Below are 12,693 nucleotides of genomic sequence, written 5' to 3' on the forward strand. Positions count from 1 at the left end.
CGCTCTTCCCTGCGCCTTTCCCTGCGCCCTTCCCGTGACCCGCCCGAGACAGAGGTCGACTACCGTGACGCCCATGCAGATCAGCACCACGCCCTCGAGCAGCCCCGTCAGTGACGAGCGGCTGGCCGAGATCCTCGCCAACCCCGGCTTCGGCAACCACTTCACCGACCACATGCTCACGGTCGAGTGGACCCCCGAGCAGGGCTGGCACGCCGCGCGCATCGAGCCCTACGCGCCGCTCTCGATCGATCCCGCCGCGGCGGTGCTGCACTACGCGCAGGAGACCTTCGAGGGCATGAAGGCCTACCGCCACGACGACGGCTCGGTGTGGTCCTTCCGCCCCGAGGAGAACGCCAAGCGGATGGTGCGCTCCTCCCAGCGCCTCGCGCTGCCCGAGCTCCCGGTCGAGGACTTCGTGGCCTGCGTCGACGCCCTCGTCGAGGCCGACCGCCGCTGGGTGCCCGAGGGCGGCGGCGAGAAGAGCCTCTACGTGCGGCCGTTCATGTTCGCCTCGGAGGTCTTCCTGGGCGTGCGTCCGGCCCAGCACGTCACCTTCATGGTCATCGCCAGCCCCGCCGGCGCCTACTTCAAGGGCGGGGTGAAGCCGGTGACGCTGTGGCTCACCGAGGAGTACACCCGCGCGGGCCGCGGCGGCATGGGCGCGGCCAAGACCGGCGGCAACTACGCCTCCTCGCTGGTCGCGCAGCAGGAGGCCATCGCCCAGGGCTGCGACCAGGTGGTCTTCCTCGACGCGCAGGAGGGGGAGTACGTCGAGGAGCTCGGCGGCATGAACCTCTACTTCGTCCACCGCGACGGCCGGGTCGTCACCCCCGAGACCGGCACCATCCTCGAGGGCATCACCCGCGCCTCGATCATCGAGCTGCTCGGCAAGATGGGCCACCAGGTCGAGGAGCGGCGCTTCTCGATCCAGGAGTGGAAGGACGGCGTCGCCTCCGGCGAGATCACCGAGATCTTCGCCTGCGGCACGGCCGCGGTCGTCACCCCGGTCGGCGAGCTGAAGTGGGACGGCGGCTCGGCCCCGGCCGCCCCGGCGGTCGAGGCCGACGACGCGCTGTGGACCCGCGTCCGCAGCCAGCTGGTCGACGTGCAGTTCGGCCGCGCCGAGGACACGTTCGGCTGGATGCACCGCATCTGCTGACCACGGCGCCGACACGGTGACCTCGGTGACGGATCGGCCACGGACTCGTTGTTGAATACGCAGGGGCGCGCACCGCGGCGTACCCCGTCCTCGACCGCCCGCGACGCCCAGGGAGCACCGACGTGTGGACACGACGTGGCCTGCTGACCACGGGCGGGGTGGCAGCGCTCCTCGGCGCGACGGGCACGGCCCTGTCCGGGGCCGTCGACGTGTCCGGGCCGCCGGACTTCACCTTCGTCTCCATGCCGGACTTCCTCAACGCCGACGTGGCCGACCTGTCGGGGCTGCCGACCTGGGACGGTGGGATGAACTCCCACAACCAGTGGTGGCAGCTCGCGATCGACTCCTGCCTGTGGGCGGTCGGCTCGCACAACCCCGACGCGGTCTTCGTCGCCGGTGACCAGGTCGAGGGCCGATGGAACATCGACACCGACGACCGCCGGATCTTCGGCCAGGTCAGCCAGGGCACCGACGAGGTCAGCCTGGCGATGTGCCGCAGTGCGATCACGAAGGCCGGAGAGGTCTACTACGGCGAGTACAAGCGCTTCTTCGCCGAGCGCGGCCTGCCGCTCTACCCCGCTCTCGGCGACCACGAGATCCTCGACGACCGCAGCGGACGCAGGAACGACCGGTGGTCGCCCAAGGGCACGCACAAGGGCCGCCCCGACAACCGCTACTACCTCGTCGACCACGCCAAGTCGGTGTGGGCCGACCACTTCACCCGCACCCCCGATGGTGCGCCGGTGCACCGCAAGCGCCCCAAGGGCAGCCAGCACGAGTTCACCGCCTACGCCGAGTCCTTCGGTGACGTCTTCACCCTGATCACCGTCGACGTCTTCCACCGCCACGAGCGCGGCGTGCGGCTCGGCGTCTTCGACGACCAGCTGCGGTGGATGAAGAAGCAGATCCGCAAGGCCAAGAAGAAGGGCCACGTGGTGGCCGTCCAGGGCCACATCCCCGCGCTCGGGCCCTACCGCGTCTTCGCCTCGGGCAACCTGCACATGCCCGAGGCCGAGAAGTCCCCCTTCTGGCGCGCCATGAAGCGCACCGGTGCCGACTTCTACCTCTGCGGGGAGGTCCACGACGCCACGGCCATCCAGCAGGGGTCGCGGCAGCCCGTGCAGGTAAGCCACGGCTGCACCTACCGCTACGGCTTCGCCTACCTGGTCGGCAAGGTCTGGGACGGCGGCCGCGTGACCCTGGAGTACTACGAGCTCCCGCAGGTCTCGCAGAGCGAGGAGCTCGGCATCTGGGCCACCGACCACGCCAAGCTCGCCCCGAACCGGATCAGCTACACGATGCCGCAGCTGCGCGGTCAGCTGGAGTGGAACAAGGGCGTGGTGCTCAGCCGCACCGAGAAGCTCGGCGTCTACGACCCCGACGACGACCCCTACGCCTACGAGAAGCCGCCGTACGGCCTGCTCGGCAAGGCGCGCAAGGCGCCCCGCCCCGGTCCCTCCTCCTGACCCTCGCCGGTCGAGGTGCCCCCGCTGGTCGAGGTGCGAGGGCGGCCACGCCCGAGCCTCGAGACCCGGTGACCCGACCGCCGACAGCGACCTGCGCTGATCGGCCACCTGCGGCTCGTATCCTCGCCGGGTGACCACCCGCCCGCGTGAGGAGCCCGACGTGCTCGTCGGCGGCTACCGCCTGCTCGCCAAGATCGGCGAGGGCGGCATGGGCGTGGTGCACCTGGCGCGCCGCGGCGACGGCGAGCGGGTGGCGCTGAAGGTGCTGCGCCCGCACGTCGTGGGCGACGAGGACGGCCGGGCCCGGCTGGAGCGTGAGGTCGACTCCCTCTCGAGGGTGCACAGCCGCTGGGTCGCCGAGATCGTCGACGCCGACCCCTGGGCGGCGGTCCCGTGGATCGCGACGCGCTACGTCCCCGGCCTGTCACTGCACGACCACGTGCTGGAGGAGGGGCCGGTGCGCGGCGCCGACCTGCTGTGGTTCGCCGGCTGCCTGGCCGAGGGGCTCGATGCCGTGCACGCCGTGGGGGTGCTGCACCGCGACGTGAAGCCCTCCAACGTGCTGATGGAGGGCCGCACCCCGATCCTCATCGACTTCGGGCTGGCCAAGCTGGCCGACGACCCGCGGATGACCCAGGCGGGGTGGCTGATCGGCACGCCGGGCTACCTCGCGCCGGAGATCCTGCACGGCGACGACGCGACCGAGGCCTCCGACGTCCACGCCTGGGCGGCCACCGTCGCCTACGCCGGCACCGGCCGAGCGCCGTTCGGGCGGGGCCCGTCGGCGGCGGTGATGGACCGGGTGCGCCGCGGGGAGCACGACCTCTCCGGCCTGACCGGTGACCTCGCGCGGGTCGTGGCCGCCGCGCTCGATCCCGAGCCGGAGAACCGACCCGAGCTGTGGGAGGTGCTGGACTGGCTGCGTCCGCAGACGACGAGGGTGCGCCGGGTCGTCCCGCCCCCGCCGGTGCCCCTCGAACGACACGAGCGGTCCGAGCCGGACGAGACGCACCCGTGGCAGCCGGCTGCGACGCCGTACGACGTGACCGCGGTGGCCGGCGCGGAGGACCCGACCGACAGGTGGGAGGGGGAGCGACCCCACGAGCCCGTCGACGGCACCCGGGTGCTGCCGTGGGACGACGACCACGACTGGGCACACGCCGAGCCGGAGCCACGCGCGCCGCTGCTCGAGCGGGCCCGCCGCGCGCTGCTGCTCTCCGTGACCGGTGCGGCGGCCACGGCTGCGGTGGTGGCCGCCCCGCTGCTCACGGTCACCGCGCTGATGCTGGTCGTCTGGCTGCTCCGCAGCGGCTCGATCGCCGCCAGCACGGTGGGGGCTCGACGTCAGGAGCGCGGTCGCCGCTGGTGGGACGGCCCGCGGCGCTCGTGACGGTCATGGTCGCGGGAGCGGCGTACCTCGCCCTCGACGGCGTGGACTGGGCGCCGCTGGACGCCCAGCCGTTCGGGGACGTGTCGATCCCCGTCCTGCAGCGCTGAGCGCTCGACGGCCGGGCCGGATGCTGGGACATCCGTCCTACGATGAGGGCGTGCGTGGTTCACTGGGTGACGTGCAGCACCACCGCATCATCATTCGTTAGCGCGACGAGCACCGCTCGTCGCGCCACCTCTCGTCCGCGAGAGGTTTTTTTGTGCCTGCACACCAGCACAGCCCCGGAGGAGAAGCCCTGATGGACCTGCACGGCGCGTTCCACGTCTACGACACGACCCTGCGCGACGGCGCGCAGCAGGAGGGGCTCAACCTCTCCGTCGCCGACAAGCTGAACATCGCGCGCCAGCTCGACGGTCTCGGGGTGGGCTACATCGAGGGCGGCTGGCCGGGGGCCAACCCGAAGGACACCGAGTTCTTCCGTCGGGCGGTGTCCGAGCTGGACCTGCAGCACGCGAAGCTCGCCGCGTTCGGTGCCACCCGTCGCGCCGGGGTCGCCGCGGCCGACGACCCGCTGGTGGCGGCGCTGCGCGACAGCGGTGCCTCGGTGGTCACGCTGGTGGCCAAGTCGCACGACCGCCACGTCGAGCTGGCCCTGCGCACCACGCTGGAGGAGAACCTCGCGATGGTGCGCGACACCGTCTCCCACCTCGTCGCCGAGGGGCAGACGGTCTTCCTCGACGCCGAGCACTTCTTCGACGGCTACCGCGCGAACCAGGCCTACGCGCTGGAGGTGCTGCGGACGGCGTACGAGGCCGGCGCCGAGGTCGCGGCGCTGTGCGACACCAACGGCGGGATGTTGCCGAGCTGGGTCGGCGACGTGGTCGGCGACGTGGTGTCCAGCACCGGCGGCCGCGTCGGCATCCACTGCCACAACGACACCGGCTGCGCAGTGGCCAACAGCCTCGCCGCCGTCGACGCGGGCGCCACCCACGTCCAGGGCACGATCAACGGGTACGGCGAGCGCACGGGCAACGCCGACCTCATCTCGGTCGTGGCCAACCTCGAGCTCAAGCTGGACCGTCAGGTGCTGCCGCAGGGGCTGCTCGCGGAGGCCACCCGGATCGCGCACGCGGTCGCCGAGGTCACCAACGTGCCGCCCGCGTCGCGTCAGCCGTACGTCGGCACGTCGGCGTTCGCGCACAAGGCGGGTCTGCACGCCAGCGCCATCAAGGTTGACCCGGACCTCTACCAGCACATGGACCCCGCGGGCGTCGGCAACGACATGAGGCTGCTGGTCTCCGACATGGCCGGTCGCGCGTCGATCGAGCTGAAGGGCCGTGAGCTCGGCTTCGACCTGTCCGGTGACCGTGACCTCGTCACCCGGATCACCGAGCGGGTCAAGGTGCTGGAGTCGCGCGGCTACACCTTCGAGGCCGCCGACGCCTCCTTCGAGCTGTTGCTGGTCGAGGAGGTCGAGGGCCACCGCCCGTCGTACGTCGACGTCGAGTCGTGGCGGGTGATCACCGAGACCCAGACCGGTCCGGGCACCGAGGCCATCTCCGAGGCGACCGTGAAGCTCACCGCTGCCGGGGTCCGCTACGTCGTCACCGGTGAGGGCAACGGCCCGGTCAACGCGCTCGACCAGGCGCTGCGCCAGGCCATCGGGCAGGCCTACCCGGAGGTCGCCAAGCTCGAGCTGATCGACTACAAGGTGCGCATCCTCGACCAGGGCCACGGCACCGACGCGATCACCCGGGTGCTGATCGAGACCTCCGACGGCAGCTCCTCGTGGTGGACCGTCGGTGTCGGGCACAACGTCGTCGAGGCGTCCTGGGAGGCGCTGCTCGACGCCGTCACGTTCGGGCTGCGGCGCGCAGAGCAGACGACGGGCCGCTGACGGGGGAGCGGTGAGTCCTGAACCGGTCGCTGGGTCGGTTCGGTTGGTGGCTCACCGCCGGGAGAGGGCCGCGGGTGGGAGCGGTGAGCCTTGAACCGTTCTCGAGGACGTTTCGGGTGACATCTCACCGCCCGCGGCGGCTCTTCGTTGGGAGCGGTGAGTCTTGAACCGTCCGGCAAGTCGGATCGGTTGATGGTGCACCTCCCCGGCGAGCGGGTCAGACCGGACGGCGTGTGAGGATCGGGGGCGTGGCTCGGGTCCGGTACGTCCTCGTCTACCCCTACTCCGGGTTCCGGGACCGGCTCTGGGATGCGGAGCAGCACCCGGACGGCCGCGGTCGGGACCCTGACGTCGATGCGGTGGCGAGAACCTCCAGGCGAGTCTGTGAGGCCTACTCCCGCGGACTCGTCGAGCTGGGCCTGGAGGGCAACCACGGCGAGGTGCGGGTCTTCGTCCATCGTTCTCACCGTGATGACGAGGTCGTGCCGGTCAGCACCTATCTGAAGTGGACCGAGGGTTTCGAGATGGCCCACGTCGGTGTCCCGGTGGGAGCAGGCGCCTGGTCGGAGCAGCGGCGAGCTCGGATGCTGCTCGAGGCGTTCCATGCGGTGATGACCCGCTTCGGGCACGCGCGGGGCTGGCCCCTCGCCGGGCTCGAGCGGTTGCACGACGACTACCTCGACACCGGACTGGACCTCGCCTGGCGAAGCGCCTGGAAGAGCAGCCCCGACAGGCGAACGGAGGCCTGTCTCGATGCGTGGCTGCACGACGACGGGTTCAGCAGGGTGCGCATCCTGCTCCGCGACCGGACGTCCGGTGAGATCGCCGGGTCCTCCGAGGTGGTCGAGGGGCCGGTGGCGGAGGTGGCGCTCAAGCGAGAGTCGAAGACGCTGCGCTGGCGCGACCGCGACACGGTCGAGCTGTCGCTCTCCACGTTTCTCGGCAATCGCACCCCAGTCCCCCTGGTGGCGTCAGTGCCGAGTCTCCACCAGGTCACTCCCTGGCCCGAGCGAGCACCGGTGCGCACGGAGCCCGCCCCTGAGTTCTCGGTCGACCCAGCGTGGTCCGAATGATCCGGGTGCCACAGCGGGTCTCGTAGACGGACAGGCAGAAGTACCCCACAGATCCCGGCCTCAGGCGTGAGTGTTCAGGGGGCAGAGACTTCTGCTTGTCCTCCTACGAGGCCGGATCCGCTTACCGGCCGGTGATCCGGCGGGCGAGGTCCTCCCAGCCGGCCATCAGCCGCTCGACGGGGAACCCGCCCAGCGACATCTGCTGCTCGAGGATCGGGATCTCCAGGGGCGCCAGCAGCGCCGTCGCGAGCACCGGCAGGTCGCCGTCGACTCCGAGCTGCCCCAGCAGGTGCTGCACGTGCATGGCGGTGAACGAGTAGGCCCCGACCGCCCGTGAGCCGGTCGCGCCGGCCGCGCGGATCAGGTCGGCGTGGACCAGGGTGGTCTCGAGCCTGGAGCGTCCGAAGGCGATGAGCCGCTCCCACGGGTCGGCGCCCGGGCCCAGCGGGGGAGGGCCGGAGATGACCGAGGCCTGCCAGGCGGACTCGGAGAAGTCGAGCACCGCAGCCATCAGGCCCTCGCGGGACTCGAAGCGCCGGAAGACGGTCCCCTTGCCGACGCCGGCTGCCGCTGCGACCGCCTCCATCGTCACGCAGCCCACGCCGCGCTCCTCGACCAGCCGGCGCGCAGCGCACAGCAGCGCCTCGCGGTTGCGGGCCGCGTCGGCACGCTCGACCGGCGGCTGGTCGGCCACCGGGAGCAGGAGCGGCTCGGGCATGCCGGTCACCCTAGTGAAGTCGGGCGGCGAGGTCGGACGGAATAGAAGCGGACCGTGGTCCGTTTAGGCCCCGATCGTCCGTCGACCCCCTCAAGAGGAGCTCACCATGACCACTCGTGTCGCCGTCCTCGTCGGCAGCCTGCGCGCCGACTCCGTCAACCGCCGTCTCGCCGAGATGCTGCGCGACCAGGCCCCTGAAGGCGTCGAGCTGCAGCTCGTCGACGGGCTCGGCGACCTGCCGTTCTACAACGAGGAGATCGACACCGACGATGCCGCCTCCGCCGTGCTGGCGCTGCGTGGGGCCGTCGCGTCCTCCGACCGGGTCCTCGCCGTCACCCCGGAGTACAACGGCACCATGCCGGCCGTCCTCAACAACGCGCTGGACTGGCTCTCGCGCCCATACGGCGCCGGCGCCATCGTCGGGAAGCCGTTCGGCGTCATCGGCACCACCCCCACGCCGTACGGCGGCAAGTGGGCCCACGCGGACGCCGCTCGCTCCGCGGGCATCGCGGGCGCCCGCGTCGTGGAGTCGGTCGTCGTCTCCCAGCCGGGAGTCGGTGTCGACGTGCTGACCGACCCCGAGGTCCGCGCCCGGCTGCTCGACGCCCTGCGCCTGCTGGTCGAGGCCGAGGAGGCCCCGGTCGCCGCCTGACCGACCGTCGCTCTCCGCCGAGCCGGCGCAACCTTCCGGAAGGATGCGCCGGCTCGGCGCGGGAATCGGCCCTACATTGGCAGCGTGAGCGAGATCGTCGCGCCCCAGGGGCCCCAGCAGCCCGCGGGGCCCCCGGAGCCCGGGCAGCCCCGGACCTGGGACATCGTCGCCACGACCGTCGAGCTGATCCTCCTGGCGCTGGCCGGGATGGTGTCGTCGTTCGCCGGCCTGATGCTGGTGATGGCGTCGGACTCCTGCGGCACCGGCACCACGGAGTGCAGCACCGGCGTGATCCTCCTCGGGGTCGGCCTCGCCGTCATCGCGCCCTGGGTGGCGCTGCTCGCGATGGGCACGTGGGCGGTGGTGCGTCTCGTCCGCCGCAAGCTCGCGTGGTGGGTGCCGCTGCTCGCGGTCCCGCTCTGGGCACTGGTCTTCGCCCTCGGCGTCGCGGTCACCTTCGCGGGCGTCAGCTGATCGAGCCGGCGTATTGATACGCCGGCTCGGCCGGACGAGTGAGCAGGACGGGTGGGCTAGCGTCGGCGGCATGGCCGAGCTGCACGACCTGACCGCGCTGGAGCAGGGGGCCGCGGTCGCGGCCGGGGAGGTGTCCTCGGCCGAGTTCGTCGAGCACTACCTGGAGCGCATCGATCGCCTCGACGGGCCGGACGGGGTGGGTGCCTTCGTGACCGTGACGGCCGAGCAGGCCCGTGAGCGCGCGCTCGCCGGCCGGGCGGCCCCGGGCGACGGCCCGCTGCGCGGCGTACCCACCGCGATCAAGGACCTCAACCTCACGGCCGGGGTGCGCACGACCTTCGGCTCCGCGGCCTACGACGACTTCGTGCCCGAGGTCTCCGACGGCGTCGTGCTGTCGATGGAGGCGGCGGGCCTGGTGAGCCTGGGCAAGACGGCGACGCCGGAGTTCGGCTCGCCCTGCTACACCGAGCCCGACGGACGGCCGCCGAGCGTGACACCGTGGGACCGCACCCGGACCGCCGGCGGCTCCTCGGGAGGTGCGGCTGCGGCCGTCGCGGCCGGGCTGGTGCCGGTCGCGCAGGGCTCCGACGGCGGCGGCTCGATACGGATCCCCGCCTCGTGCTGCGGCTTGGTGGGGTTCAAGCCGTCGCGTGGCCGGATCAGCGGCTCCCCGATGTACGGCGACCCCGTCGGCCTGGCCACGGCCGGCCCGATCGCCCGGACCGTCCGCGACGCCGCCGCGCTGCTCGACGTGCTGGCCGGACGTCGCCCCGGGGACCCGTACTTCGCGCCGCCGGCCGGCCCGTTCCTCGACGCCTGCGACCACGAGCCCGGTCGGCTGCGGATCGCGCGGTTCGTCGAGCCGGTGATCGCCGACGTCGAGGTGCACTCCGAGGTGCGGCAGGCGTGGGAGGACGCCTCGCGCCTGCTGGAGTCGCTCGGCCACACCGTCGAGGACGTCCCGGTGCCGATGAGCCACGACGCCGTGCCGGTCTTCGAGACCTGCTGGGCCGTCCTCACCGCGCTCTCGCCGGCGCCGCCGGGCCGCGAGCACCTGCTGCGACCGCTGACCCGCTGGCTGGGGGAGCGGGGGCACGCGCTGAGCGGGCCGGAGTTCGGGCTGGCCATCGGTGCCATGCGACGCCACGCCGCCTCCGCTCTCGAGTCGCTGGCGGCGTACGACGCGGTCCTGACGCCGACCTTGGCGACCCCGCCGGTGCCGGTCGGCGCGCTGCGCGACGACGAGCACCCCGAGCGCGACTTCGAGGCGCAGAAGGCCTTCACGCCCTGGACCTCGGCCTGGAACGTCACCGGTATGCCGGCGGTCTCGCTGCCGCTGCACTGGACCCCCGACGGCCTGCCGGTCGGGGTGATGCTGGCCGCCCGGCCGGCCGACGATGCGCTGCTGCTCTCGCTGGCCGCCCAGGTCGAGGCTGCCGCGCCCTGGCACGATCGGCGGCCGCCGGGCTGGTGAGCGGTGAGTGGTGAACCGATCGGGGTGCTGACTCGGTTGAGGGCTCACCGCTCCCGGTCCGCTGCCGCGGTGAGCGGTGCGTGGTGAACCGTCGTGCGACTCGGAACGGTTGAGGACTCACCGCCCCCCGCCGTCGCCCGCGGTCAGTCCCCGAGCCCCCGGGCGGCGAGTGCGTCGCCCTGCTCGTGCGCCCGGGCGACGACCCGCACCACGAACGGCGTCAGGTAGACCCGCGGGTTGCGCCCCAGGCCGCGGGCACGGGCCGCGTCGCGGGTCTCGAGCGCCAGCGCGAGGGTGCCGGGCAGCGCGCCGATCGCCAGCGAGATCGTCAGGGCGACCCGCTCGGGGTCGACCCCGACGACACGCAGCGGCCGAGCCGCCCGCACCAGGGTGTCGAGCATGGCGTTGACCGGTGTCGTCGCGCTGACCGTGATGGCGGCCAGCGCCAGTGCGACCAGGTCGACCAGCGTCTCGACCGCTTTCGCCGGCCCGTCGATCCACCACTGGAACCCGGCTGCCATGACGGCCAGCACCAGGATCGCCCGGGTGGCGCGCGCCAGCGTGGCCAGGCGTACGCCGCCGACGGCTGCCGCGAGGAGCGCGAGCCCCAGGAAGACCGGTGCGGCCGCCGCCGACCGCGTGAGCACCACGGTCAGGCTGAACGCGGCCAGCCCGAGCAGCTTCACGCCGGTGGGGCAGCGGTGCAGCCAGGAGTCCCCGGGCTGGTGCACGCCCACCAGCAGCGGCGAGCTCACGCGGGACCCTCGTGCCCGTCGTGGGCGGCCCGGTCGACCGCGTCGACGTACGCCGCCACGCCCGTCGGTCCGTCGGCGTCGGCGACCACGCGGCCGTCCGCGACGACGAGCACCCGGTCGCAGCGGACGGCCAGGTCGAGGTCGTGGGTCAGCAGCACGAGCTGCTGGGGGAGCCCCATGAGCAGGTCGCCGACCCGCCGGGAGTTGGCCAGGTCGAGCAGGGTGGTGGGCTCGTCGGCGACCACGACGGCCGGGTCGGTGGCCAGCACGCCGGCCAGCGCGAGCAGCTGACGCTGGCCGCCGGAGAGGTCGTGGACGCTCTGGTGCGCCTGGGCGGCCAGGCCGTGCTCGGCGAGCACCGCGAGGGCCCGCTCGCGACGCCGGGCCGGGTCGCGCTCGAGCCGGCGCAGCGACAGCTCGACGTCCTCCACGCAGGTCGGCATGACCAGCTGCGCGGCCGGGTCGGTGAAGCAGAACCCCACGCGCCGGCGTACCTCCGCGCCCCGGCGCGCCACGTCGAGCCCGTCGACCAGCACCCGGCCCGTGGTCGGGGCGACCAGGCCGTTGAGCAGCCGGGCGAGGGTGGACTTGCCCGAGCCGTTGGCGCCGACGACGCCGATCCGCTGCTGGGTGAGCCGCAGGTAGGTGGGGTGCAGCAGCACCTTCTCGCCGGTCCCGTCCGGCCCGGCGGGGGTGGCGACCGAGACGCCCGCCGACTCGAGCTCGAGGACGGGCACGGTCAGCTGCGGGCGGGGCGGACGGCGCGGGCCCGGAGCAGCCGGGGGAAGGCGCGGTGCACCTCGGCGGCGATCAGCGCGACCATCGTGGTCTTGAGCAGGTCACCGACCCAGTAGAGGACGTCGATGCGGAACGCCTCGGCCACCGACATGTCCAGGGTCACCATCAGGCCGATGATGCCGGCGGGGTGGATGACCAGGATGCTGCCGGCGATCGAGCACAGGAAGACCACGGCCGCACGCGTCTTGCCGCGCTCGCCGGCCAGGTAGGTCACCAGCAGGCCGGCCACCAGCGCGGCGACCGGGAACGACAGCAGGTAGCCCGCGCTGGGCTGGGTGAAGGTGCCCAGGCCCGAGGTGTGCTCGGCGAAGACCGGCAGGCCGATGGCGCCGAGCGCGAGGTAGAGCAGCACCGACAGGAACCCGCGCAGCGGACCGAGCAGGCAGCCGGCCAGCATCACGCCGGAGGTCTGCAGCGTGATCGGCACGCCGGCGCCGCCGACCGGGATCGCCCCGACGTAGGCCAGCGCCGAGATGAGCGCCGCGAACGACGCGATCAGCGCGAGGTCGGTCGCGCCGAGCCGCGAGCGGCGGGTCGGCTCCTCGGCCCGCGCATCGGTGGGCTGGTCGGCGGTGGGCTGGCCGGTGGTCTCGGCAGTCATCGGTGCGTCTCCTCGGTGGATCTGGGGGCCGTGGTGGGAACGGGCATGAACACTGTTCAGGACGGCCCGGCCACCCTAGGCGCCAGCCGCTAGCGTGCGTGGTGCCGTCCCACCCCGTGAGGAGCCACTGTGTCCTGGACCACTGCCGACATCCGCGACCAGACCGGCCGTGTCGCGCTGGTCACCGGCGCCAACGGCGGGCTCGGGCTGGAGTCCGCGATCGCGCTGGCCGGTGC

General features: G+C 72.9%; 12 protein-coding genes and 1 pseudogene. 9 read left to right on the forward strand and 4 right to left on the reverse strand.

All coding sequences use genetic code 11. The annotated features are described in order from the left end of the window. The first annotated feature begins 73 nt into the window (after nt 1-73). The 6 genes from A6R01_RS10220 to A6R01_RS10245 all read left to right on the forward strand — a co-directional run bounded on the left by A6R01_RS10220 (nt 74) and on the right by A6R01_RS10245 (nt 6,985). Nucleotides 74-1,159 carry a branched-chain amino acid aminotransferase gene (locus A6R01_RS10220; RefSeq protein WP_292605487.1) on the forward strand — a complete coding sequence of 362 codons (1,086 nt, stop codon included), beginning with the start codon at nt 74-76 and terminating at the stop codon, nt 1,157-1,159. Nucleotides 1,160-1,281: 122 nt separating this feature from the next. Further along, on the forward strand, nt 1,282-2,625 hold the full coding sequence (locus A6R01_RS10225; protein WP_292605489.1) for a metallophosphoesterase: 1,344 nt from the start codon (nt 1,282-1,284) through the stop codon (nt 2,623-2,625). A 130-nt stretch (nt 2,626-2,755) separates the two neighbouring features. Beyond that, the gene (locus A6R01_RS10230; protein WP_292605491.1) at nt 2,756-4,015 is read left to right on the forward strand and encodes a serine/threonine-protein kinase; all 1,260 of its coding nucleotides are present in this window, start codon (nt 2,756-2,758) and stop codon (nt 4,013-4,015) included. Next, complete coding sequence (locus A6R01_RS10235) at nt 3,991-4,122, forward strand: hypothetical protein (RefSeq protein WP_292605493.1); 132 nt, start codon at nt 3,991-3,993, stop codon at nt 4,120-4,122. The genes A6R01_RS10230 and A6R01_RS10235 overlap by 25 nt, the downstream gene beginning before the upstream one ends. Nucleotides 4,123-4,313: 191 nt before the next feature. Further along, nucleotides 4,314-5,912 (forward strand): citramalate synthase, encoded by a 1,599-nt coding sequence (gene cimA / locus A6R01_RS10240; protein ID WP_292605495.1) that lies wholly within the window; start codon nt 4,314-4,316, stop codon nt 5,910-5,912. Between the two features lie 248 nt (nt 5,913-6,160). Beyond that, a complete protein-coding gene (locus A6R01_RS10245) occupies nt 6,161-6,985 on the forward strand; it encodes a hypothetical protein (RefSeq protein WP_292605497.1) in 825 nt (274 codons plus the stop codon). A 121-nt stretch (nt 6,986-7,106) separates the two neighbouring features. Here A6R01_RS10245 and A6R01_RS10250 read toward each other — a convergent pair whose 3' ends face one another. Continuing rightward, a complete protein-coding gene (locus tag A6R01_RS10250) occupies nt 7,107-7,703 on the reverse strand; it encodes a TetR family transcriptional regulator (protein ID WP_292605499.1) in 597 nt (198 codons plus the stop codon). 106 nt (nt 7,704-7,809) lie between these two features. On the opposite strand from A6R01_RS10250, the gene A6R01_RS10255 reads away from it, so the two are divergent. From A6R01_RS10255 to A6R01_RS10265, 3 genes and pseudogenes are all read left to right on the forward strand, one after another. Further along, a complete protein-coding gene (locus A6R01_RS10255; RefSeq protein ID WP_292605501.1) occupies nt 7,810-8,355 on the forward strand; it encodes an NAD(P)H-dependent oxidoreductase in 546 nt (181 codons plus the stop codon). A 66-nt stretch (nt 8,356-8,421) separates the two neighbouring features. Further along, nucleotides 8,422-8,829, forward strand: a pseudogene (locus A6R01_RS10260) (DUF6264 family protein); the annotation flags it as partial. Between the two features lie 70 nt (nt 8,830-8,899). Further along, nucleotides 8,900-10,303, forward strand: a complete 1,404-nt coding sequence (locus A6R01_RS10265; protein ID WP_292605505.1) for an amidase — start codon at nt 8,900-8,902, stop codon at nt 10,301-10,303. 143 nt (nt 10,304-10,446) lie between these two features. Here A6R01_RS10265 and A6R01_RS10270 read toward each other — a convergent pair whose 3' ends face one another. From A6R01_RS10270 to A6R01_RS10280, 3 genes are read right to left on the reverse strand one after another with little or no spacing between them, the layout of a single operon-like run. Next, nucleotides 10,447-11,058 carry an energy-coupling factor transporter transmembrane protein EcfT gene (locus A6R01_RS10270; RefSeq protein WP_292605507.1) on the reverse strand — a complete coding sequence of 204 codons (612 nt, stop codon included), beginning with the start codon at nt 11,056-11,058 and terminating at the stop codon, nt 10,447-10,449. Then, nucleotides 11,055-11,795 (reverse strand): ABC transporter ATP-binding protein, encoded by a 741-nt coding sequence (locus A6R01_RS10275; protein WP_292605509.1) that lies wholly within the window; start codon nt 11,793-11,795, stop codon nt 11,055-11,057. Before A6R01_RS10275 ends, A6R01_RS10270 begins: the two co-directional genes overlap by 4 nt. Before the next feature lie 2 nt (nt 11,796-11,797). Further along, on the reverse strand, nt 11,798-12,457 hold the full coding sequence (locus A6R01_RS10280; RefSeq protein ID WP_292605511.1) for a biotin transporter BioY: 660 nt from the start codon (nt 12,455-12,457) through the stop codon (nt 11,798-11,800). Nucleotides 12,458-12,693: the final 236 nt, after the last annotated feature.

This window comes from Nocardioides sp. REDSEA-S30_B4, assembly GCF_001627265.1.
Classification (GTDB): Bacteria; Actinomycetota; Actinomycetes; order Propionibacteriales; family Nocardioidaceae; genus Nocardioides.

What these genes read in the sequence shown, in the direction of transcription:
- A6R01_RS10220 (WP_292605487.1), top strand. Translation starts at nt 74, where the DNA reads ATGCAGATCAGCACCACGCCCTCGAGCAGCCCCGTCAGTGACGAGCGG.
- cimA (WP_292605495.1), top strand. Translation starts at nt 4,314, where the DNA reads ATGGACCTGCACGGCGCGTTCCACGTCTACGACACGACCCTGCGCGAC.
- A6R01_RS10250 (WP_292605499.1), bottom strand. Translation starts at nt 7,703, where the DNA reads ATGCCCGAGCCGCTCCTGCTCCCGGTGGCCGACCAGCCGCCGGTCGAG.
- A6R01_RS10255 (WP_292605501.1), top strand. Translation starts at nt 7,810, where the DNA reads ATGACCACTCGTGTCGCCGTCCTCGTCGGCAGCCTGCGCGCCGACTCC.
- A6R01_RS10265 (WP_292605505.1), top strand. Translation starts at nt 8,900, where the DNA reads ATGGCCGAGCTGCACGACCTGACCGCGCTGGAGCAGGGGGCCGCGGTC.
- A6R01_RS10280 (WP_292605511.1), bottom strand. Translation starts at nt 12,457, where the DNA reads ATGACTGCCGAGACCACCGGCCAGCCCACCGCCGACCAGCCCACCGAT.